Source organism: Sphingobium cupriresistens, assembly GCF_004152865.1.
In the GTDB taxonomy this organism is placed as follows: Bacteria; Pseudomonadota; Alphaproteobacteria; order Sphingomonadales; family Sphingomonadaceae; genus Sphingobium; species Sphingobium cupriresistens.
Genome location: NZ_SEOO01000006.1, coordinates 1 through 19,626 on the forward strand (window position 1 = coordinate 1; position 19,626 = coordinate 19,626).

Annotated in this window: 23 protein-coding genes; 18 read left to right on the forward strand and 5 right to left on the reverse strand. The window is 64.4% G+C overall.

Going from position 1 to position 19,626, the window contains the following annotated elements; translation table 11 throughout:
* From EWH12_RS05050 to rpmE, 12 genes are all read left to right on the forward strand, one after another.
* On the forward strand, positions 1-250 hold a 250-nt coding region (locus EWH12_RS05050), incomplete at its 5' end, for a transposase (protein ID WP_165363569.1).
* Positions 251-301: 51 nt separating this feature from the next.
* On the forward strand, positions 302-1,012 hold the full coding sequence (locus EWH12_RS05055) for a HEPN domain-containing protein (RefSeq protein ID WP_129925919.1): 711 nt from the start codon (positions 302-304) through the stop codon (positions 1,010-1,012).
* A complete protein-coding gene (pyrH, locus tag EWH12_RS05060) occupies positions 1,009-1,734 on the forward strand; it encodes a UMP kinase (protein ID WP_066605519.1) in 726 nt (241 codons plus the stop codon). The genes EWH12_RS05055 and pyrH overlap by 4 nt, the downstream gene beginning before the upstream one ends.
* A gap of 2 nt (positions 1,735-1,736) precedes the next feature.
* On the forward strand, positions 1,737-2,294 hold the full coding sequence (frr, locus tag EWH12_RS05065) for a ribosome recycling factor (protein ID WP_066603815.1): 558 nt from the start codon (positions 1,737-1,739) through the stop codon (positions 2,292-2,294).
* A 43-nt stretch (positions 2,295-2,337) separates the two neighbouring features.
* On the forward strand, positions 2,338-3,078 hold the full coding sequence (locus EWH12_RS05070) for an isoprenyl transferase (RefSeq protein WP_129925920.1): 741 nt from the start codon (positions 2,338-2,340) through the stop codon (positions 3,076-3,078).
* Between the two features lie 6 nt (positions 3,079-3,084).
* A complete protein-coding gene (locus EWH12_RS05075) occupies positions 3,085-3,864 on the forward strand; it encodes a phosphatidate cytidylyltransferase (protein WP_129925921.1) in 780 nt (259 codons plus the stop codon).
* On the forward strand, positions 3,861-5,018 hold the full coding sequence (locus EWH12_RS05080; RefSeq protein ID WP_129925922.1) for a 1-deoxy-D-xylulose-5-phosphate reductoisomerase: 1,158 nt from the start codon (positions 3,861-3,863) through the stop codon (positions 5,016-5,018). The genes EWH12_RS05075 and EWH12_RS05080 overlap by 4 nt, the downstream gene beginning before the upstream one ends.
* Positions 5,015-6,148, forward strand: coding sequence for an RIP metalloprotease RseP (rseP, locus tag EWH12_RS05085; protein WP_129925923.1), 1,134 nt, complete (start codon positions 5,015-5,017; stop codon positions 6,146-6,148). Before EWH12_RS05080 ends, rseP begins: the two co-directional genes overlap by 4 nt.
* A gap of 88 nt (positions 6,149-6,236) precedes the next feature.
* Complete coding sequence (gene bamA, locus EWH12_RS05090; RefSeq protein ID WP_066603798.1) at positions 6,237-8,903, forward strand: outer membrane protein assembly factor BamA; 2,667 nt, start codon at positions 6,237-6,239, stop codon at positions 8,901-8,903.
* On the forward strand, positions 8,903-9,553 hold the full coding sequence (locus EWH12_RS05095; RefSeq protein ID WP_066603795.1) for an OmpH family outer membrane protein: 651 nt from the start codon (positions 8,903-8,905) through the stop codon (positions 9,551-9,553). Before bamA ends, EWH12_RS05095 begins: the two co-directional genes overlap by 1 nt.
* Positions 9,554-9,558: 5 nt before the next feature.
* Positions 9,559-10,035: a 3-hydroxyacyl-ACP dehydratase FabZ gene (gene fabZ, locus EWH12_RS05100; RefSeq protein WP_066603792.1), complete on the forward strand. Its 477-nt coding sequence runs from the start codon at positions 9,559-9,561 to the stop codon at positions 10,033-10,035.
* 132 nt (positions 10,036-10,167) lie between these two features.
* Positions 10,168-10,392, forward strand: coding sequence for a 50S ribosomal protein L31 (rpmE, locus tag EWH12_RS05105; RefSeq protein WP_007709952.1), 225 nt, complete (start codon positions 10,168-10,170; stop codon positions 10,390-10,392).
* Between the two features lie 243 nt (positions 10,393-10,635).
* On the opposite strand, the gene aroB is transcribed toward rpmE, so the two are convergent.
* On the reverse strand, positions 10,636-11,745 hold the full coding sequence (gene aroB, locus EWH12_RS05110) for a 3-dehydroquinate synthase (RefSeq protein WP_066603789.1): 1,110 nt from the start codon (positions 11,743-11,745) through the stop codon (positions 10,636-10,638).
* Positions 11,736-12,284, reverse strand: coding sequence for a shikimate kinase (locus EWH12_RS05115; protein WP_129925924.1), 549 nt, complete (start codon positions 12,282-12,284; stop codon positions 11,736-11,738). Before EWH12_RS05115 ends, aroB begins: the two co-directional genes overlap by 10 nt.
* 96 nt (positions 12,285-12,380) lie before the next feature.
* Between EWH12_RS05115 and EWH12_RS05120 the strand changes: the two genes are divergently transcribed.
* The 5 genes from EWH12_RS05120 to EWH12_RS05140 all read left to right on the forward strand — a co-directional run bounded on the left by EWH12_RS05120 (position 12,381) and on the right by EWH12_RS05140 (position 17,903).
* On the forward strand, positions 12,381-12,569 hold the full coding sequence (locus EWH12_RS05120; RefSeq protein WP_066603784.1) for a cbb3-type cytochrome oxidase assembly protein: 189 nt from the start codon (positions 12,381-12,383) through the stop codon (positions 12,567-12,569).
* A gap of 5 nt (positions 12,570-12,574) precedes the next feature.
* The gene (locus EWH12_RS05125) at positions 12,575-14,410 is read left to right on the forward strand and encodes a hypothetical protein (protein ID WP_129925925.1); all 1,836 of its coding nucleotides are present in this window, start codon (positions 12,575-12,577) and stop codon (positions 14,408-14,410) included.
* A 2-nt stretch (positions 14,411-14,412) separates the two neighbouring features.
* Positions 14,413-15,360, forward strand: a complete 948-nt coding sequence (locus EWH12_RS05130; RefSeq protein WP_408021495.1) for a tyrosine recombinase — start codon at positions 14,413-14,415, stop codon at positions 15,358-15,360.
* Between the two features lie 10 nt (positions 15,361-15,370).
* On the forward strand, positions 15,371-16,315 hold the full coding sequence (locus EWH12_RS05135; RefSeq protein ID WP_066603780.1) for an acetyl-CoA carboxylase carboxyltransferase subunit alpha: 945 nt from the start codon (positions 15,371-15,373) through the stop codon (positions 16,313-16,315).
* Between the two features lie 106 nt (positions 16,316-16,421).
* Complete coding sequence (locus EWH12_RS05140) at positions 16,422-17,903, forward strand: M48 family metalloprotease (protein ID WP_129925926.1); 1,482 nt, start codon at positions 16,422-16,424, stop codon at positions 17,901-17,903.
* Positions 17,904-17,994: 91 nt separating this feature from the next.
* On the opposite strand, the gene EWH12_RS05145 is transcribed toward EWH12_RS05140, so the two are convergent.
* Both EWH12_RS05145 and EWH12_RS05150 read right to left on the reverse strand, forming a co-directional pair.
* Positions 17,995-18,156, reverse strand: a complete 162-nt coding sequence (locus tag EWH12_RS05145; RefSeq protein ID WP_066603774.1) for a Flp family type IVb pilin — start codon at positions 18,154-18,156, stop codon at positions 17,995-17,997.
* Between the two features lie 139 nt (positions 18,157-18,295).
* The gene (locus tag EWH12_RS05150; RefSeq protein ID WP_066603770.1) at positions 18,296-18,481 is read right to left on the reverse strand and encodes a Flp family type IVb pilin; all 186 of its coding nucleotides are present in this window, start codon (positions 18,479-18,481) and stop codon (positions 18,296-18,298) included.
* An 82-nt stretch (positions 18,482-18,563) separates the two neighbouring features.
* Here EWH12_RS05150 and EWH12_RS05155 point away from each other — a divergent pair, with 82 nt between their 5' ends.
* Entirely contained in the window at positions 18,564-18,971 is a 408-nt protein-coding gene (locus EWH12_RS05155) for a (deoxy)nucleoside triphosphate pyrophosphohydrolase (RefSeq protein WP_066603768.1), read from the forward strand.
* 58 nt (positions 18,972-19,029) lie between these two features.
* Here the strand turns inward: EWH12_RS05155 and bfr are convergent, their stop codons facing one another.
* A complete protein-coding gene (gene bfr / locus EWH12_RS05160) occupies positions 19,030-19,509 on the reverse strand; it encodes a bacterioferritin (protein WP_066603763.1) in 480 nt (159 codons plus the stop codon).
* Between the last annotated feature and the right edge of the window lie 117 nt (positions 19,510-19,626).

The following is a 19,626-nucleotide window of genomic DNA, read 5'->3' on the forward strand; positions in this document are numbered from 1 at the left end:
AGACAAGCTGCGATCCGCCTTGGTTGGCATGGGCAAATGGACGATCGAAATCATCAAGCGATCGGACAAGGCGAAAGGCTTTCAGGTGCTGCCCCGCAGATGGGTGGTCGAACGAACTTTTGCCTGGCTCGGGCGCTGTCGTCGGCTCGCGAAAGACTGGGAGCGATCCATCGCCTCATCAACAGCTTGGGCCCTCATCGCCTCAATCCGCATGCTCACACGCAGAACCGCAAGGTATTGTCAGAATTGAGAAACTTCCGAATCCGGCTCTAAGGCTGAAAATCACTGGAAGATGAGTCCTATGCACATTAGAATAAATGCGCATGTTCTTTCTGACGTAGCTAGTAGGTTTTGTGACGAGGCCAAGTCCACTCAGTTTTTTGCTTTTGCAAATTCAAATTCTGCCTATCATTTCAATGAAGAATCCCCATTCGGCAATGAAGTAGGTGACTGCTTCCCGGACGCTTTGTTTGATATTGAAGAGGCTGCGAAATGTTTCTCGCTATCCAGGTATACAGCCTGTGTTTATCATGTGATGCGCGCTGCGGAGAATGCCGTGGCGGTTCTCGCAGAAAGGCTGGGCGCAACATACCAAAGCAAGAATGGCGAAACATTGTCTTGGGGTAAGCTTACGTCGAATATCAAAGCCAAGATTGATGAAATGGAGCGTGGAACAGATCAGGACGACTTGCTTCGTGCATATATGCTTCTGCACAGTTGCAACCGTGCCTATCGGACGAAAACGGCGCATCCCGGAATTAAGTATACGCAGGAAGAGGCCGACACTGTGTTACGATCGACAAAGTCATTTATGTCAGAGATGGCAGGGCTTGTTTCAAATTGGTGCCCCCCACCCGATAGTGCTGCCCCCCCCCCCCCCCCTGCGGCAGTCGACGGCGTCGTGGATCATAAGCGGCATATCGGCAACAATCGCCCTTCACATCGCGGCTTTGCGCCCCTAATGTCCCGGCCGCTTTCCCTGCCAGTTACAAGGATATCAGACCGCTCATGACCCGGCCCGCCTACAAGCGTATCCTGTTGAAATTGTCCGGCGAAGTGCTGATGGGACAGGGGCAGTTCGGCATCGAGCCGGAAACCGTGGCCCGTGTCGCGGGCGAGATCGCGGCGGCCAAGGATGCCGGTTTCGAGATTTGCGTCGTCGTGGGCGGCGGCAATATCTTCCGTGGCCTGGCGGGGGCTGCGGCGGGATTCGACCGGGCGAGCGCCGATTATATGGGCATGTTGGCCACCGTCATGAACGCGCTGGCCGTGCAGAATGGTCTGGAGAAGCTGGGTTACGACACGCGAGTCCAGTCGGCGATTCCGATGGCGTCGGTATGCGAACCCTATATAAGGCGCAAGGCGGAGCGGCATATGGAGAAAGGCCGGATCGTGATCTTCGCGGCCGGCACCGGCAGCCCCTATTTCACCACCGACACGACCGCAGCGCTGCGCGCGGCCGAAATGAATTGCGACGCGCTGTTCAAGGGCACCAGCGTCGATGGCGTGTATAATGCCGATCCCAAGAAGGTCGCCGATGCGATCCGTTACGACAGCATCAGCTTCGATCAGGTATTGAACGACAATCTCAAGGTGATGGACGCGAGCGCCATCGCCCTGTGCCGCGAAAATGACATTCCCATCGTCGTGTTCAACATCCGCGAAACCGGTAATCTGGCCACGGTGCTAGCCGGGCAGGGTGTCGCGACGATCGTCCAGAATCAGGAGAGCTAATCATGGCCCAATATGACAAATCCGACCTTGAGCGCCGCATGGCCGGCGCGATCGAAGCGCTGCGCGGCGACCTGACCGGTCTGCGCACCGGCCGCGCCAACGTCCAGTTGCTCGATCCGGTGATGGTCACCGTCTATGGCGCGAACATGCCGCTCAATCAGGTCGCGACCGTCTCCGCGCCCGAACCGCGAATGTTGTCGGTGCAGGTATGGGACAAGACCAATGTCGGGCCGTGTGACAAGGCGATCCGATCGGCTGGCCTGGGCCTGAACCCCATCGTGGATGGCCAGACGCTGCGCCTGCCGATTCCAGACCTGACGGAAGAGCGTCGCAAGGAACTGGCCAAGCTGGCCAGCAAATATGCCGAAGGCGCGCGCATTGCGGTGCGCAACGTCCGCCGCGACGGCATGGACAGCCTGAAGACCGACGAGAAGAAGGGCGAAATCAGCGAGGACGAGCGCAAGCGCCTGGAAACCGAAGTCCAGAAGATGACCGATTCCACGATCGCGGATATCGATGCGCTGGCGACGTCGAAGGAAAAGGAAATCCTCGGCCAGTAAGCCGGGGCTTTCCTTTCGCGGCCAAAGCACGCATGTCTTCCTGATGGCCACACAAGCCAAGCCCGATCTGACCAGCGTCGCGCCTGCCCATGGCGCGCGTCATGTCGCGATTATCATGGACGGCAATGGACGCTGGGCCAAGAAACGGCTGCTGCCGCGCGTGGCCGGGCATCGCGCCGGCGTGGAAGCGGTGCGCAAGGTGGCGCGGGCGGCGCAGGAACTGGGGCTGGAATGCCTGACGCTCTATGCCTTTTCCTCCGAAAACTGGAAACGGCCGGCGAGCGAGGTAGCGGACCTGATGGGCCTGCTGCGCCATTTCATCCAGTCCGATATCGACGAAATGCATGGGCATGGCGTGCGGTTGCGGGTCATCGGCGATTATCGCGCGCTGGAGCCTTCGCTGGTGACGCTGATCGAAAGCGCGATGGCGCGGACGGCGGGCAATAGCGGGCCGATCGTCGCAATCGCGCTCAACTATGGCGCGCAGGACGAGATGGTGCAGGCGGTGCAGGCGCTGGCGGCGCGGGCGGCGGCGGGCGAGATTGCGGCCGATGCGATTGGCGCGGCGGATATCGATCGCGCGCTCTATACCGCCGACCTGCCGCCGCTGGACCTGATGATCCGCACATCGGGCGAGCAGCGGCTGAGCAATTTCATGCTGTGGCAGGCGGCCTATGCCGAGCTGTATTTCACCGACATGCTGTGGCCCGATTTCGACGGCCGGGCATTGGCCCAGGCGCTGGATGCTTTCCGATTGAGGGACCGCCGGTTCGGCGGATTGTGATCTGACATGAGTAGCGAATTGCGGACCCGCAGCATCGTGGGCGTCGCGCTGATCGCGGTGGCGCTGGGCGCGTTGCTGTCGGGCGGCCTGATCTTCTGGACGCTGCTGGTGGTGGCGGGCGTGCTGATGCAGGGCGAATGGGGCGACCTGACCGGGGCGACCCCGGAGCAGCGCAAGGCGGCGATGTTCGCCGTGTCGATCCCGCTGGCCTTGCTATGCCCCTATGCGGCCGGAATCGATTGGCCGGTGCTGATCGCAGGCGCGGCGGCATTCTTCTTCATCCTGTTCACCAGCCGCAGCCTGAAGCTGGCGCTGGGCATCCCCTATGTCTGCCTGCCGATCGTGGCGTTGCTGTTCCTGCGCGGGCAGGCGCCCTATGCCTATGGGCTGTTGCTGGCCTTCTGGACGCTGGGGCTGGTGTGGGCGACGGACATCGGCGCCTATTTCGCCGGCCGGTCGATCGGCGGGCCGAAGCTCGCGCCACGGGTCAGCCCGTCCAAGACCTGGGCGGGGCTGGCGGGCGGCGTGCTGGCGGCGCTGGTGCTGGGGTTCCTGCTGCATCGCTTCGCCGACCTGCCGATCCAGCTGGCCGCGGCGAGCGGCGTGCTGGCGGTGGCGGCGCAACTGGGCGACCTGCTGGAAAGCGGGATGAAGCGCAAGGCGGGGGTGAAGGATAGCGGCACGTTGTTGCCCGGCCATGGCGGGGTGATGGACCGGCTGGACGGGGTGGCGACCGCCGCGCCGCTGGCGGCCTTGCTCTATATCCTGCTGGTGCAGGGCGGATGAAGCGGGTTTCGATATTCGGCGCGACCGGGTCGGTCGGCTTGTCGACGCTGGACCTGATCCGGCGCGCGCCCGACGATTATAAGGTCGTCGCGCTGACCGCGAACAGCGATGTGGACAGTTTGGCGGCCCTGGCGCGCGAGACGGGCGCGCAGGTCGCCGTGATCGGGCAGGCGCGGCTGCATGGGGCGCTCAAGGCGGCGCTGGCCGGGTCGGGTGTCGAGGCAGCGGCAGGCGAGGAAGCGCTGGTCGAGGCGGCGGCGATGGACGCGGACTGGACCATGGCGGCGATTATGGGCTGTGCGGGCTTGCGGCCGACCATGGCGGCGCTGAAGGCCGGGCGCACGGTGGCGCTGGCCAACAAGGAGTCGCTGGTGTCGGCGGGCGCGCTGATGATGGAGGCCGCGGCCGCATCTGGCGCCACATTGCTGCCGGTGGACAGCGAGCATAATGCGATTTTCCAGTGCCTTGCCGGCAGTAGCTTGGACGATGTCGCAAGGATCACCCTGACCGCGAGCGGCGGGCCGTTCCGTACCCGCAGCCGGGCGGAGATGGCCGACATCACTCCGGCGCAGGCGGTGGCGCATCCCAATTGGTCGATGGGCGCGAAGATCAGCGTCGACAGCGCGACGATGATGAACAAGGGACTGGAACTGATCGAGGCGGCGCATCTGTTTCCTGTCGGCCTCGACCGGATCGAGATATTGGTTCACCCGCAATCGGTGATTCACTCGATGGTCGAATATCGCGACCGGTCGACGCTGGCGCAGTTGGGGTCGCCCGACATGCGGATTCCGATCGCCCATGCGCTGGCCTGGCCGCAGCGGATCGCGACGCCATGCCAGCCGCTGGATCTCGCACGCATTGGCAGGCTCGATTTCGAAGCACCTGATATGGAACGCTTTCCGGCGCTGCGCCTGGCGCGGCAGGCGGCCGAAGCGGGCGGCGCGATGCCCGCGATTTTGAACGCGGCCAATGAAGTGGCGGTCGCCGCTTTCCTGGCGGGGCAGATCGGCTTCCTTGATATCGCCATGATTGTAGAGGATGTGTTGAACCGTTATAGCGCGGCCAGCCCCTCTGCGATCGATGATGTGCTGGCGGCGGACGGACAGGCGCGTCAAGAAGCGGGCCTAGTGATGGAAAGATTGACGGCTTGATCCACAATCCTGGTTTCCTGCTGACCGCACTCGCCTTTGTGGCGGTCATCGGACCGCTCGTCTTCGTCCATGAGCTGGGCCATTATCTGGTCGGCCGCTGGTGCGGGGTGAAGGCGGAGGCGTTCTCGATCGGCTTCGGGCCGGAGCTGTTCGCCTGGGTCGACAAGCGCGGCACCCGCTGGCGCGTCGCGGCGTTGCCGCTGGGCGGCTATGTCCGCTTCAAGGGCGACATGAACGCGGCGAGCATGACCGATCCGGCCTGGCTGGAAATGTCGGCCAAGGACCGGGCGGAAAGCTTTCCCGCCAAGCCGCTGTGGCAGCGCGCCGCGATCGTCGCGGCCGGGCCGGCGATCAATTTCCTGTTCGCGATCCTCATTCTGGCGACCTTCGCCTTCGTCCATGGCGAAAGCCGGACGCCGGCGGTGGCGGGCATGGTGCAGCCGGGTAGCGCGGCGGCGGCGGCGGGCATCAAGGCGGGCGACCGGATCGTGTCGCTGGGCGGCCGTGACATGGCGACCTTCGACGATATCCGCCTCTATGCGCAGATCCGCCCCGGCGAGCCGGTGGCGATGGTGATCGAGCGCGACGGCAAGACCTTCGCGCGCGACGGCAAGATCGGCAGCGTCACAGAGGATGACGGGTTCGGCAACACGTTCCAGATCGGTCGGCTGGGCCTGGCCCCCGGCGATCCGGTGGTCGAGCCGGTAAGCCTGCTGCGCGCGCCGGTCGTCGCGGTCGAGCGCACCGGGCAAATCGTGCGCACGATGGTCGAGACGATGGGCCAGATATTCACTGGCGGCCGTTCGGTCAAGGAACTGGGCGGGCCGTTGAAGATCGCGCAGGTTTCGGGACAGGCGGCGACGCTGGGCATCGAAAGCTTCATCTTCTTCGCCGCGCTCATCTCGATTAACTTGGGGTTCATCAACCTCTTGCCAATTCCCATGCTGGATGGCGGGCATCTGCTCTTTTACGGGATCGAGGCGGTGCAGCGGCGGCCGGTCAGCGCACAGGCGCAGGAATGGGCCTATCGGTCCGGCCTGGCGGTGCTGATGGCGATGATGCTGCTGGTGACTTTCAACGATTTGTCGTCTTTCGGGCTTTGGAAGAGTCTGTCCGGCTTGATCGGTTGACGCGCATCGGGCAGGGAAGCCCGGTTTGGCGTCGTCTGTGTCGGCGGAAACATTGTATCGGAATTTTGAGGTGAAGCGGGTGACAGCGATGAAGAGCAGCTTGAGGCAGCGCCCGGTCGTGGCCGCCCTGTTGGCGACGACCATGATCGCAGGACTGCCCGCAGTCCCGGCGATGGCGCAGCAGGCGCCCGCAGCCCCGCTGGCGGCCCCGGCATCCACCCCGGCCCCGGTCGTGGCCGCGCCCCAGGGCACGATCCGTGCGATCACCGTCACCGGCACCCAGCGGCTGGAGCCGGACACGGTCCTGTCCTACACGAAGCTGCGCATCGGCCAGCCCTATAGCCAGGAGAGCCTGGATCAGGGCCTGCGCGACCTGTACGAGACGGAATTGTTCTCCGATGTCCAGATTCGCAACGACAATGGGTCGCTCACCGTCGAGGTGAAGGAGAACCCGGTCATCAACCGTATCGTCCTGGAAGGTAATAAGCGCCTGAAGGAAGACAAGATCCGGCCTGAAATCAAACTGGCCCCGCGCCAGATTTACACCCGGTCCAAGGTGCGCGCCGACGTGGCCCGCATCGTAGAGCTGTATCGCCGCCAGGGCCGCTTCGCCGCGACGATCGAGCCGAAGATGGTGCAGCTGGACCAGAATCGCGTCGACATCGTGTTCGAGATTTCGGAAGGGCCCAAGTCCAAGGTCCGCCAGATCAATATCATCGGCAACGACAAGTTCAAGGACGGCGAACTGCGCAGCCAGATGGTGACCAAGCAGTCGCGCTGGTTCCGCCTGTTTTCGTCGGGCACCAGCTATGATCCTGATCGCCTGGCCTATGATCAACAGAAGCTGCGTCAATTCTACCTGACCGAAGGCTATGCCGATTTCCGCGTGATTTCCGCCGTGGCGGAACTGACGCCGGACAAGCAGGACTTCATCATCACCTATGTCGTGGAAGAAGGCGACCGCTACAAATTCGGCGACGTGAAGGTCGAATCCGACATTCGCGACCTGTCGGGCGACCTGCTGACCAAGCGCCTGCCGATGAAGAAGGGCGACTGGTACAACGCCAAGCAGGTCGAGGACACGGTCGATACGCTCAGCGAGACGGCTGGCCTCTTCGGCTATGCCTTCGCCGACGTGTCGCCCGACTTCAATCGCGAGAAGGAATCGCTGACGATGGGGATCAACTTCCGCATCGCCAACGCGCCGCGTGTCTATGTCGAGCGGGTCGACATCAACGGCAATACGCTGACCCAGGACAAGGTCGTGCGCCGCGAGTTCCGCCTGGCCGAAGGCGACGCCTTCAACAGCTTCCTGGTGAAGCGGTCGAAGGACCGGATCAATTCGCTTGGCTTCTTCCAGGAGAAGCTGGACGTCGAGCAGAAGCCCGGTTCCGCGCCCGACCGCATCATCCTGGAAACCAATGTGCAGGAAAAATCGACCGGCGAATTGTCGCTGTCGGCCGGTTTTTCTTCGCTGGAACGCTTCATCGTGTCGGCGTCGATCACGCAGCGCAACTTCCGCGGCAAGGGCCAGGAACTGCGTACCTCGGTCAATTATTCGGCCTATAGCAAGTCGGTGGAGGTCGGGTTCACCGAACCCTATTTCATGGACAAGAATATCGCGCTGGGCGGCGACATCTATCGTCGCGACCTGAACAGCTTCCGCTATCTGACCAATAACGATCGCGACACGACCTACGAACAGACCACCACCGGCTTCCAGTTGCGCGCGGGCGTGCCGATTACCGAATATATGTCGCTGGCGCTGCGCTACAGCCTCAATTTCGACGATGTGACGCTCGACAAGGATACTTATTATTCCGATACGGACGGCGATGGCACGACCGAGTGCGATCCGCTGCTGGCGGGCCGCTATCTGTGCGACGCGATCGGCAAGCGCACGACATCTTCGCTCGGCTATTCGCTGATCTACGACACGCGCGATAACCGCATCCGTCCGACGCGCGGCCAGAATGTCACGCTGAGCCAGGATTTCGCGGGTCTGGGCGGCAGCGTGAAATATGTCCGCACCCGTTTGTCCGCGTCCAAATATGTGCCCTTGGGTAGCGGCTTCATCTTCTCGCTGTCGGGCGAGGGTGGTTACATCCACAGCCTGGAAGGGGAACGACGCGATTCGACGGGGCAGTTGGTCGACAAGATCCGCCTGACCGACCGCTTCTTCCTGGGCGAACCCCAGTTCCGCGGTTTCGACATTCGCGGCGTCGGCCCACGCGTGAAGCGCTATTATCTGACGGCCGAAACCAACGAAGCCGGGACTACCACCGGCTACGTCAAGAGCAACGGCAACAACAATGTTTCCGACGACGCATTGGGCGGCAAGATCTATTATCTCGCCCGCGCCGAAATCGAAATTCCGTTGGGGTCGGGCGCGCGCGAAATGGGTCTGCGGCCTTCGATCTTCATGGATGCAGGCGCCGTCGCCGGATTGAAGAATCCCGGCACGATCGACTTTGCCGGCTATTGCGCACCCGGAACCGGCGCAGCGGGAACGACCACGGTCAAGGCCGGGGGCACGCCCTATGCGCCGACTTGCCCGACCAACTACAGCTTCTCCGGCGGCAATTTCGTGGAAGAATATCTCGGCGACACGCTCAAGCCGCGTCTGTCGGTGGGCTTTGGCGTCAACTGGAACTCGCCCTTCGGCCCGTTCCGCATCGACATCGCCAAGGCCCTGTTGAAAGAACCAGGGGACGACAACAAGCTCATCACCTTCAACGTAGGGACTCAATTCTGATGCAGACGATTTTCAAGGCCGCAGCGCTCGTTTTCGCGCCCATGACCGCCATCGCCATGACCGCCGTTCCGGCCGTCGCCCAGACCAAGCAGGGCCTGGCCGTGGTCGACCTGGAGGAAGCCGTCGCCAAGAGCACGGCCTTCACCACCGCGATCAGCCAGATGCAGACCACCTACAAGCCGCAGATCGACGCGCTGAACACGCGCCGCACCGCGATCGAAACGGACCTGAAGACCAAGGGTGATGCCCTGCAAGCCGCGCTGAAGGCCGCCGCGAACAAGCCGACCCCGGCGATCGAAACCCAGTATCAGCAATATCAGCAGGCCCAGCAGGCCGGTCAGGCCGAATTGCAGCGCATGAGCCAGCCGATCAGCCTGGCCCGCGCCTATGTCGAGGAACAGATCGTCGCCAAGCTGGACGACGCGCTGAAGGCCGCGACCGCCAAGACCAAGTCGGAAATCGTGTTCAAGAAGGCCGCGACCGAAAGCTTCGGCGCGGGCGCGGACATCACTCCTGCCGTCACCACCGAACTGAACGCCCTGGTCCCCAGCGCGTCGATCACCCCGCCCGCCGGCTGGCAGCCCGGTGGCCGTCAGGGCCAGGCGGCTCCCGCTCCGGCGACCCCGGCGCAGGCGCCCAAGTCGCGCTGATAAAAATGACGGGAGAGGTTGAAACGACCGCGCGTGGCCCGATGGATGTCCGTCGGGTCATGGCCGCGCTGCCGCATCGGTATCCGATGCTGCTGATCGATCGGGTGGTGACGCTGGTGCCCAGCCAGTCGATCCACGCGATCAAGGCGGTGTCGGTGAACGAGCCGTTTTTCCAGGGGCATTTCCCCACCCGGCCGATCATGCCCGGCGTTCTGATCGTGGAAGCGATGGCGCAGGCGGCGGGCGTGCTGGCGGTGGAATCGATGAACCTGGCCGATTCGGGCAAGCTCGTCTATTTCATGAGCATCGACGGCGCGAAGTTCCGCACGCCGGTGGAGCCGGGCTGCCTGCTCGACCTGCATGTGGAAGTGACGCAGAATCGCGGCGCGATCTGCAAGTTCAGCGGCAAGGCGATGATCGAGGGCAAGCTGGCGGCGGAAGCCAATTTCGTTGCGATGATCAGCGATCCGCCCAAGGATTGATTATGCCCAGCGCCCCGGTTCGCGCCGGGGCTTTGTTCTTGCCAAGGCGCGCCGAACCCGCTAACGGCGCGCCTTCGCTATTTTACACGCATCCACAGCCGGTCGGAACCGGCACATTACGGAGCATATGCCATGAAGGCCGATACCCACCCCGACTACCATCTGATCACCGTCCAGATGACCGACGGCACCACCTTCCAGACGCGCTCCACCTGGGGCAAGGAAGGCGACACGATGGCGCTCGACATCGATCCCAAGTCGCATCCGGCCTGGACCGGCGGCAACCGCCAGCTCGACACCGGCGGCCAGGTGGCGCGCTTCAACAAGCGTTTCGGCGGTCTGACGCTGAAGAAATAATCGGCCTTCGATGGTTGAACGAAAGGGCGCCCGCGAGGCGCCCTTTTTTGTGCCTGTATTTTCCGGGGGGGGCGGGAAAAAAGGGCCTCCAGCAAAAAGCTGGAGGCCGAGGTTCAGGGGAGGATCAGCGGCGACAGAAGGGGGATCTGTGTAGGGCGCCGCTGACGAGGAGGCTTCTGGGCGTAGAATGATGCAGGGAAATGTCAGCGATGTTGCTGGCGGGGCCGTGGCTGAAATCTTGTCTCAGGCCGCCGTGCGATCCGCGTCCAGGAACGCGGCCACATCGTCCAGCGCCACATCCTTCGACAGGAAGGTCTGGCCGATGCCGCGGGCGAGGAGGAAGGGGAGGGTGCCGGCGGCCATTTTCTTGTCATGCAGCATATGGCCGACCAGTGCCGCGCCGCCCGCGCGCACATGGGCGGTAGCGAGGTCATGGGGGAGGCCGACGGCTTTGAGATGCGCGGTGACGCGGTCGGCATCCGCCTGCGCACAAAGGCCAAGGCGCGCGGAGTAGCGGAAGGCGAGCGCCATGCCGGCGGCGACGCCCTCGCCATGGAGCAGCGTGTCAGAAAAGCCGGTGTCGGCCTCCAGCGCATGGCCGAAGGTGTGGCCGAGATTGAGCAGGGCGCGGCGGCCCGATGTTTCGCGCTCGTCATCGGCGACGATCGCGGCCTTGGCCTGCACGCTGCGCTGAATCGCGATGGTGCGGGCGTCGGGGTCGCCGGCCAGCAGCGCCTGGGCGTTGGCGGCGCACCAGTCGAAGAACTCAGGATCGTCGATCAGGCCATATTTGACGACTTCGGCATAGCCCGCGCGGGTTTCACGGGGGGGCAGGCTGTCGAGCGTCGAGGGATCGATGAGGACCAGGGCTGGCTGGTAGAAGCTGCCGATCAGATTCTTGCCGGCCTTCGCATTGATCGCCGTTTTGCCGCCGACCGACGAATCGACCTGGGCCAGCAGGGTAGTGGGCACTTGGATGAAGTGGCAGCCGCGCTTGAGGATCGAGGCGGCGAAGCCGACCAGGTCGCCGATCACGCCGCCGCCCAGCGCCACGATATGGTCGCCGCGTTCGATCTCCAGGGCCAGCAGCGCGTCGAGCAGTTGCTCCAGATGGCGCCAGCTCTTGGTCTGTTCGCCCGGCGGCAAAATGATCGGTTCGACCGCGATGTTTGCGGCGTGCAGGCTGGCGTCGAGGCGCGGCAGTTGCGCGGCCGCGACATTGGCGTCGGTGACGACGACCAGCCGGCCCTTGCGCGCATAGGGGGCGAGCGTATCGCCGGCGCGGTCGAGCGCGCCCTGTTCGATCAGGATATCATAGCTGCGCGCACCCAGCGCGACGCGGACTAATGCCATGCGGTCAATTGCTCCATGATGCGTTCGACGGCGACTTCATGCGGGGCGGCGATGCTTTTCACATGAATGGGCGCGAGCGCGTAGACGGGGTTGCGGACCGCGGCCAGCTCCGTCAGCACGACCCGCGGGTCGCGATTCTTGAGCAGCGGGCGGCTTTCGCGGCGGGCGACGCGATCGACCAATATGTCGATGTCGGCGTCCAGCCAGATGGCGGTGGCGGCTTCCAGGATCAGGCGGCGCGTCTCATCCTGCATGAAGGCGCCGCCGCCCGTCGCGATCACCTTGGGCGCGCCGTCCATTAGCCGGGCGATGACGCGGCGTTCGCCGTCGCGGAAATAGGATTCGCCATAGCGTTCGAAAATCTCCGCCACGGTCATGCCGGCGGCCTTCTCAATCTCCTCGTCCGCATCGACGAAGCTGAGGCCCAGACGCGCGGCAAGGCGGCGGCCGACCGTGGATTTGCCCACGCCCATCATGCCCACCAGGACGATGGGACCGCGCCGGGCCTGGCTCTGCGGGATTTTGCTGTTTCGCTGCATGGCTTGCGGGGCTATACAGCCAGCCGTCACAGAGGCAAATCGCATCTTTCTTTGTCGCCCGGCCTTCAACGCCCGGCCAGCTATAGCCAAGGACCTATGAAGAATAATCGCAACTTCAGCAGTTTTGAGGGCGGCAATCGTCGTCGTGGCTCCAGCCTGCCGATCATCCCCATCGCGCTGGTCGTGCTGGTCATCGCCCTGCTGGCTTTTTTCTGGTCGCGCGGGGGCGAACAGCCGCAGCAGCGCGTCGAGAAGGTCATCCCCGCCGAGAAGCTGGGCCAGTAAGGCGGATGCGCTGGCCGCGCGGTAATGCGAAATGGGCGTTGGGCAGCTTCGCGCTGGCCCTGACGCTGCCTGTCGTCGCGCAGCAGGCGCCCGAATCGCTGCTGCCGCCCGGTTTCGGCGATGCGCCCGAAGCCCCCGCGCCGCCGCCGGTGCGGCCCACGCCCGGTGCGCCGGCGGTGTCGGGCGCGCCCGCGGCCCCCCCCGCGGCCCCCATGGTGCAGCCGCTCAACCCGGCGACCCCGCCCGACCTGTCGTTGGTGGACGCGGCGCAGAACGCCGCCGAGGCCGAAATGACGCCCGAAGAACTGGCGGCGCAGAAGGCGAAATATGACCTGCCCGACACGGCGCGCCGGTCGCTGGACCGGATCGGGCCACTGACGCCGCAGACGCGCGGGTTCGAGCCGGACGCATTCGGCGGCGAATCGGGCAAATATCTGGCCACGCTGATGAAGCAGACGCATGCGCCGATCGTGTCGCGCTGGGCCTCCATCCTGCTGCGCCGGGCGTTGCTCAGCGCGGTCGATACGCCGCGCGACATTGACGGGGCGGACTGGACGGCGGAGCGTGCCTGGCTGCTGCTGCGCATGGGCGAGGCGGACAATGCCCGGCTGATGGTGCAGAGCGTCGATCCTGACCGTTATTCGCCGCGCCTCTATGCGATCGCGATGCAGACCTATCTGGCGACGGCCGATCCGGCGGGCCTGTGCCCGCTGTCGGCAGGCGCCCTGCGGTTCACCAAGGAACCGGGTTGGGACATGACGCGGGCGATCTGCCCGGCGCTGTCGGGCGACCAGGGGACGTCGAGCGGCGCGCTGAACCAGGCGCAGCGGCGCGGGGTCGTGCGCGGCATCGATTATCGACTGGCCGAGAAGGTGGTCGGCACCGGATTCAATGCGCGCCGGTCGGTGAAGATCGAATGGGACGGGGTTGATCGGCTGACGGCGTGGCGATTCGGGCTGGCGACGGCGCTGAACGTCGAGATACCTGACGCATTATATGGCACGGTCGGATCGCATGTCCGCGCGTGGGAAGCGCGCGCGCCGGCGTTGAGCGCGGTCAAGCGGCGGCCGGGCGTGGACATCGCCGCGCGGCTGGGCGTGCTGTCCAGCGCGGCGCTGGTCGGCTTCTATGGCCAGATGGGCACTGACGGCGATCCGCCCGCGGATGCCGCCGACCGGATCGAATCGCTGCGCACCGCTTATGCCGGATCGACCGTGGGCGACCGGATCGGCGCGATGCGGACATGGTGGCAGGACGGCGCGAAGCCCGATTATCTGGGCCTGATCGCGACGGCGCGGGCCGCAGCGGCGCTGCCGGTGGCGCAGGCCGATGCGCAGGATGCGGCCAATCTGGTCGCGGCGATGCTCGCGGCCGGATACGACCGCAACGCCGCGCGCTGGGCGCGGGCGATCGGGCAGTTGGACGGCGCGGGCGCGTCGCAATTCTGGGCCTTGCTGGCGGTCGGCGCGCCCAGCCCGGTGGTGGATATCAACAGCAGCCGGGTGTCGGGCTATGTCGGCGACGTCGGCGTGGAGAAGGGCCGGATGCTGATCGCGGCGCTGGCCGGCCTGTCGCGTCTGTCGGGTGAGGATGCCGCGTCGCTGGCGCAGGATAACGGCTTTGCGCTGGGCGCGAACAGCCGTTGGGCGCGCGCGATCGGCGCGGCGGCGCAACGGGGCGAGAAGGGCACCGTGGCGTTGCTGGCGGCGGTCGGTATGCAGGGTAATGACTGGAGCCGCCTGCCGGCCGGGCATCTCTATCATGTCGTGGCGGCGTTGCATCGCGTCGGGCTGGACCCCGAAGCGAGGATGATCGCGGCCGAGGCGATCAGTCGCACCTGAATATGGGACAGGATGACGTGGGACAGGATGACGCCATCCTGATCGATCGCTTCCTGGAGATGATGGCGGCGGAGCGGGGCGCGTCGCGCAATACTTTGCTCGCCTATCGCGCCGATTTGACGGGCGCGGGCGACCTGCTGGGCGGGCTGGCCGGGGCGGACAAGGATGGGCTGGGGACGCTGGCGGCGGCCTGGGCCGACCTCGCCGCTTCATCGGTGGCGCGCAAGGCGTCGGCGCTGCGGGCTTTCTACGCCTTTCTGGAGGAGGAGGGGCTGCGTGGCGACAATCCGTCCGCCGCGCTGCCGCGGCCGACGACGCGCCGGGCGCTGCCCAAGATATTGTCGGTGGCGGAGGTCGATCGTTTCTTCGCCCATATCGCCGAGCGGCTGGACGTCGCGCATCCTGCGGCGGCGGACCTGCGGCTCGCGGCCTTGATCGAACTGCTCTACGGGTCGGGGCTGCGCGCGACCGAATTGATGTCGCTGCCGCGCCGGGCGCTGGCGGCGGATCGGCCCTTCCTGATCCTGAAGGGCAAGGGCGCGCGCGAGCGGCTGGTGCCGATTTCCGACCGGGCGCGGGCCGCCGTCACCGCCTGGCTTCCGCATGTGCCGGCAGATAGCGCGTGGCTGTTCCCGTCGGGGAAGAGCCATTTGAGCCGTATTCGCCTCTATCAGTTGGTCAAGGCGCTGGCGGCGGCCAGCGGCATCGCGCCGGAACGGGTCAGCCCGCATGTGCTGCGCCATGCGTTCGCCACCCATTTGCTGGAAGGCGGGGCCGATTTGCGCGCGTTGCAGATGATGCTGGGCCATGCCGATATCGGCACCACGCAAATCTATACCCATGTCGACAGCCGGCGGCTGGTCGAACTGGTCAACAGCCGCCACCCGCTGGCGGGCATGAGCGCGAACTTCCCGCATCCCCGCGTTGACGGCGACGCGCCAGCGCCTTAACGCTCCGGCCATGGTAAGCTTTCTGGAATTCGAAAAGCCGATCGCGGAGCTGGAAGCGCGCATCGTCGAGCTGCGCGCCACCGCCAGCGTGGGGGACATCAACATCGACGGCGAGATCGCGACGCTGGAAAGCCGCGCGGCCAAACTGTTGTCGGACACTTATGCCAAGTTGACGCCGTGGCAGAAGACGCAGGTGGCGCGGCACGCCGAACGCCCGCACTTCAAGGACTATGTCGCGGGCATGTTCGACAATTTCATGCCGCTGGCGGGCGACCGCGCCTTTGCCGACGATCAGGCGATCATCGGCGGCTTCGCGATGCTGGGCGAGCGCAAGGTCATGGTGATCGGCCATGAAAAGGGCGACGATACCGCCAGCCGTGTGCGCCACAATTTCGGCATGGCCAAGCCGGAGGGCTATCGCAAGGCGATCCGCCTGATGGAACTGGCCGACCGGTTCGGCCTGCCGGTCGTGTCGCTGGTCGATACGTCGGGGGCATTTCCTGGCGTGCAGGCGGAAGAGCGCGGGCAGGCCGAGGCCATCGCCCGGTCGACCGAAGCCTGCCTGAAACTGGGCGTGCCGATGATCGCCGCCGTGGTGGGCGAGGGTGGCTCCGGCGGCGCGATCGCGCTGGCGGCGGCGAACCGCGTGCTGATGTTCGAACATGCCATCTATTCGGTGATTTCGCCCGAAGGCTGCGCGTCGATCCTGTGGCGCACCGCCGACAAGGCGAGCGACGCGGCGACGGCGATGCAGGTGACGGCGCAGCATTTGAAAGGCCTGGGCGTGATCGACCGGATCGTGCCGGAGCCGGTGGGCGGCGCGCATCGCGATCCGGTGACGGCGATCGCCAATCTGGGCGCGGCGATCGACGCGGAACTGGCGTCGCTCGACGGGCTGGGCGCGGACGCGCTGCGCACCGACCGGGCGGACAAGTTCCTCGCCATCGGGGCGTAAGGCTTTCGCCATGACGGGCGATTGGACGGTTGTGTCGCTCGCTTTTCCGGGAACGCCTCGCCATGATTGTTCGTTACGTGGGGGTAACGGCAATGGGTGAGGGTTTATGAACTGGAAGATGAAGCTGGGCGGCGCGGCGGCCGTGCTGGCGATCGCGGCAAGCGCACCGGCTGTGATCGGGCAGCAGCGCGCGATTCGCACCGTGTCGTCGATAAGCGCGCAGGAAAAGGCGAGCGGCGCGAAGCAGCACCCCGAATTGCTGAAGGAATTTGGCGGCGCCTATGTGGGGCCACAGGCCAGATATGTGGAGGGCGTCGGGCGTCGCATCGCGGTGCAGTCCGGCCTGTCCAACGCGCAGGGCGACTTCACCGTCACTTTGCTCAATTCGCCGGTGAACAACGCCTTCGCGATCCCCGGCGGCTATGTCTATGTGACCCGGCAGTTGATGGCGCTGATGAACGACGAGGCCGAACTGGCCGGCGTGCTGGGCCATGAAGTCGGCCATGTCGCGGCCCAGCATGGGCAGCGCAGGCAGAAGGCGGCGACGCGTAATGCGATCGGCGGCGCGTTGCTGGGCGCATTGGCGGGAGCGTTTTTGGGCGATTCGGGCTTTGCTGGGCTGATCCAGAAGGGGATCGGCACTGGCAGCCAGTTACTGACGCTCAAATTTTCACGCAGCCAGGAATATGAGGCCGACGATCTGGGCATCCGTTACCTGGCGAGCGGCGGCTATGATCCGCGCGCGCTGTCGGGGATGCTGGCGTCGCTGGCGGCGCAGAGCAGCCTGGACGCGCGGGTGGCGGGCAGCGCGCGGTCGATGCCGGAATGGGCGAGCACCCACCCCGATCCCGCGTCGCGCGTGCAACGGGCGGCCAATGCCGCCGCCGCGACTCGCGCGACCAGCAAGGTGCGCAACCGCGACGCCTTCCTCAATGCGGTGGACGGCGTACTGTATGGCGACGATCCCAAACAGGGGGTGATCGATGGCAATCGCTTCCGCCATCCCGACCTGCGGCTGAGTTTCGCCGCGCCGAGCGGGTTCGGCATGGAAAATGGCGCGGATGCGGTGTCGATCACCGGATCGGGCGGACAGGCGCAATTTGGCGCGGCCCCCTATTCGGGCAATCTGGCCGCCTATATCGACGGCGTGTTCGCCAAGCTGGGCGGCGGCGAGGGCGGTGGCGTGCCCGCGGGCGAGGTTCGGCGCACCACCATCAACGGCATCCCGGCCGCCTGGCGCACCGTGCGCGCGACCAGCCAGCAGAGTCAGGTCGATGCGACCGTGTTTGCTTATGATTTTGGCGGCGGGAAGGCCTATCATTTCCTGCTGCTGACGCCCGCGGGGCAGGGGCTTGGGCCTTTCACCGCGATGGTGCAGTCGGTCCAGCGGCTGAGCGCGCAGGAAGCAGCGGGGATCAAGCCGCGCCGCGTCGATGTCATCACCGTCAAGGCGGGCGACACCGTGCAATCCATGGCCAAGCGCATGGCCTATTCGGATTATCAGCTCGATCGGTTCCTGACCATGAACGCACTGGCCGCGAATGCCACATTGCGGGCTGGGCAGCGGGTGAAGATCGTCACTTGGTAAGAGTCTTTGTCGAAAGACGCATTCTTACGCACATACGAAAAGGGGCGGCGGAATTGCTTCCGCCGCCCCCTGTTTCGACAAGCGTCTGGGCTTACTTCAGATTGCCCGACACGTTGTTGAAGGTCGAACCCAGCTTGGTGCCCAGGCTGGTCATCGCGCCGATGGCGGCGACGGCGATCAGAGCGGCGATCAGGCCGTATTCGATCGCGGTGGCACCCTTTTCGTTCTTCAGCATCTTACGCATGAACTGCATGTGACGTCTCCTTGAAATAGATTTCAGCGTTTAACTACCCGGCCGCCCCGTATGGATATTTGTGGTCAGCAAGGATTGAATTAGACAAAGCCGGTTGAAAAACTCTTAATGCGATGTCGCGGCTGTCAAATATTGATGGTTAATGCTTCGTTACTTCCGTCGCGACGTTGTTCCACATGCCCGTGGTCTTGGTCGCGACGTTGTTGAGGGCCGCAATCATGGCCAGAACGACCATGGCGATGATAAGGCCATATTCGACGGCCGTGGCGGCGCGTTCGCATCGGATCAGCCTCAATCGGGCAATGATTTCGACAAGCGCGCGCATAATATCCCCGTTTCGCTACAGACAGTCCCCAATCCACGTGTAAAGGAACCACGGTTAACAAAGCCCTCCCGACAGGACCGATATGCCTTCTTTTTCTCCCTTGCTGGTGGTGGCCGTAGCGTTGGTCGATGCCGATGGCCGGGTGCTGTTGCAGCAGCGCCCGCCCGGCAAGGCGATGGCGGACCTGTGGGAATTTCCGGGCGGCAAGGTGGAGCCGGGCGAAACGCCCGAAGCGGCGCTGGTGCGCGAGTTGGAAGAAGAGTTGGGGATAGAGACGCATAGCAGCTGTCTGGCCCCTGCGACTTTCGCCAGCGAGGCGCTGGGCGAGAAGCATCTGCTGCTGCTGCTCTATGTCTGCCGCAAGTGGAAGGGGATGCCGGAGGCGCGCCATGCGACGGCGCTGCAATGGTTGAAGCCGGCGCAGATGTATGCGCTGGACATGCCGCCTGCGGACTTGCCGTTGATCGGGCTGCTCGAAGCGCTGCTATGACGCAAAAGGGGCGCACCGTGCAGGACGCCCCTTTCAAATTCGATAGGGATCGGGACGATCAGTCCTCTTTCGCCTTGCTCTGGAGCTGGACATAATTCTGGATGCCCATGCGTTCGATCATTTCGAACTGGGTTTCCAGCGTGTCGACATGCTCTTCCTCGCTTTCGAGGATATATTGGAACAGGTCGCGGCTGACGAAGTCGCGGATCGATTCGCAATAGGCTATCGCGTCGCGCAGCACCGGCAGCGCCTCATATTCCAGTTCAAGGTCGGCCTTGAGGATTTCCTCGACCGTTTCGCCGATCTTGAGGCGGCCGAGCAGCTGAAAATTGGGCAGGCCGTCAAGGAAGAGGATGCGCTCCGCCACCTTATCGGCGTGCTTCATCTCATCGATGGATTCCTCATATTCAAACTTGGCCAGCTTCTCGATGCCCCAATGGTTGAGCATACGATAGTGGAGAAAATATTGGTTGATCGCGGTCAGCTCATTCTTGAGCACCTCGTTCAGATATTCGATGACCTTGGCGTCGCCTTTCATGGCGCTTTACTCCGGCAATGGGGGACGCCGGCCCATATATCGTTTCGGAGACGCGCTGTTAAGCTGAAAACCCTTGGGAATCCCGGCTTTTTCCGTGCGCTATTGCGTGGAGATCGC

Excerpts from the sequence above, each read along its gene's own strand:
- bfr (WP_066603763.1), bottom strand. The coding sequence starts at position 19,509 with ATGAAAGGCGACGCCAAGGTCATCGAATATCTGAACGAGGTGCTCAAG.
- EWH12_RS05155 (WP_066603768.1), top strand. The coding sequence starts at position 18,564 with ATGCCTTCTTTTTCTCCCTTGCTGGTGGTGGCCGTAGCGTTGGTCGAT.
- EWH12_RS05145 (WP_066603774.1), bottom strand. The coding sequence starts at position 18,156 with ATGCAGTTCATGCGTAAGATGCTGAAGAACGAAAAGGGTGCCACCGCG.
- EWH12_RS05070 (WP_129925920.1), top strand. The coding sequence starts at position 2,338 with ATGGCCACACAAGCCAAGCCCGATCTGACCAGCGTCGCGCCTGCCCAT.
- EWH12_RS05125 (WP_129925925.1), top strand. The coding sequence starts at position 12,575 with ATGCGCTGGCCGCGCGGTAATGCGAAATGGGCGTTGGGCAGCTTCGCG.
- EWH12_RS05130 (WP_408021495.1), top strand. The coding sequence starts at position 14,413 with ATGGGACAGGATGACGTGGGACAGGATGACGCCATCCTGATCGATCGC.
- bamA (WP_066603798.1), top strand. The coding sequence starts at position 6,237 with ATGAAGAGCAGCTTGAGGCAGCGCCCGGTCGTGGCCGCCCTGTTGGCG.
- EWH12_RS05115 (WP_129925924.1), bottom strand. The coding sequence starts at position 12,284 with ATGCAGCGAAACAGCAAAATCCCGCAGAGCCAGGCCCGGCGCGGTCCC.
- fabZ (WP_066603792.1), top strand. The coding sequence starts at position 9,559 with ATGACGGGAGAGGTTGAAACGACCGCGCGTGGCCCGATGGATGTCCGT.
- EWH12_RS05095 (WP_066603795.1), top strand. The coding sequence starts at position 8,903 with ATGCAGACGATTTTCAAGGCCGCAGCGCTCGTTTTCGCGCCCATGACC.
- EWH12_RS05075 (WP_129925921.1), top strand. The coding sequence starts at position 3,085 with ATGAGTAGCGAATTGCGGACCCGCAGCATCGTGGGCGTCGCGCTGATC.
- EWH12_RS05150 (WP_066603770.1), bottom strand. The coding sequence starts at position 18,481 with ATGCGCGCGCTTGTCGAAATCATTGCCCGATTGAGGCTGATCCGATGC.
- EWH12_RS05080 (WP_129925922.1), top strand. The coding sequence starts at position 3,861 with ATGAAGCGGGTTTCGATATTCGGCGCGACCGGGTCGGTCGGCTTGTCG.
- aroB (WP_066603789.1), bottom strand. The coding sequence starts at position 11,745 with ATGGCATTAGTCCGCGTCGCGCTGGGTGCGCGCAGCTATGATATCCTG.
- EWH12_RS05135 (WP_066603780.1), top strand. The coding sequence starts at position 15,371 with ATGGTAAGCTTTCTGGAATTCGAAAAGCCGATCGCGGAGCTGGAAGCG.
- EWH12_RS05140 (WP_129925926.1), top strand. The coding sequence starts at position 16,422 with ATGAACTGGAAGATGAAGCTGGGCGGCGCGGCGGCCGTGCTGGCGATC.
- frr (WP_066603815.1), top strand. The coding sequence starts at position 1,737 with ATGGCCCAATATGACAAATCCGACCTTGAGCGCCGCATGGCCGGCGCG.
- EWH12_RS05120 (WP_066603784.1), top strand. The coding sequence starts at position 12,381 with ATGAAGAATAATCGCAACTTCAGCAGTTTTGAGGGCGGCAATCGTCGT.
- EWH12_RS05055 (WP_129925919.1), top strand. The coding sequence starts at position 302 with ATGCACATTAGAATAAATGCGCATGTTCTTTCTGACGTAGCTAGTAGG.
- pyrH (WP_066605519.1), top strand. The coding sequence starts at position 1,009 with ATGACCCGGCCCGCCTACAAGCGTATCCTGTTGAAATTGTCCGGCGAA.
- rpmE (WP_007709952.1), top strand. The coding sequence starts at position 10,168 with ATGAAGGCCGATACCCACCCCGACTACCATCTGATCACCGTCCAGATG.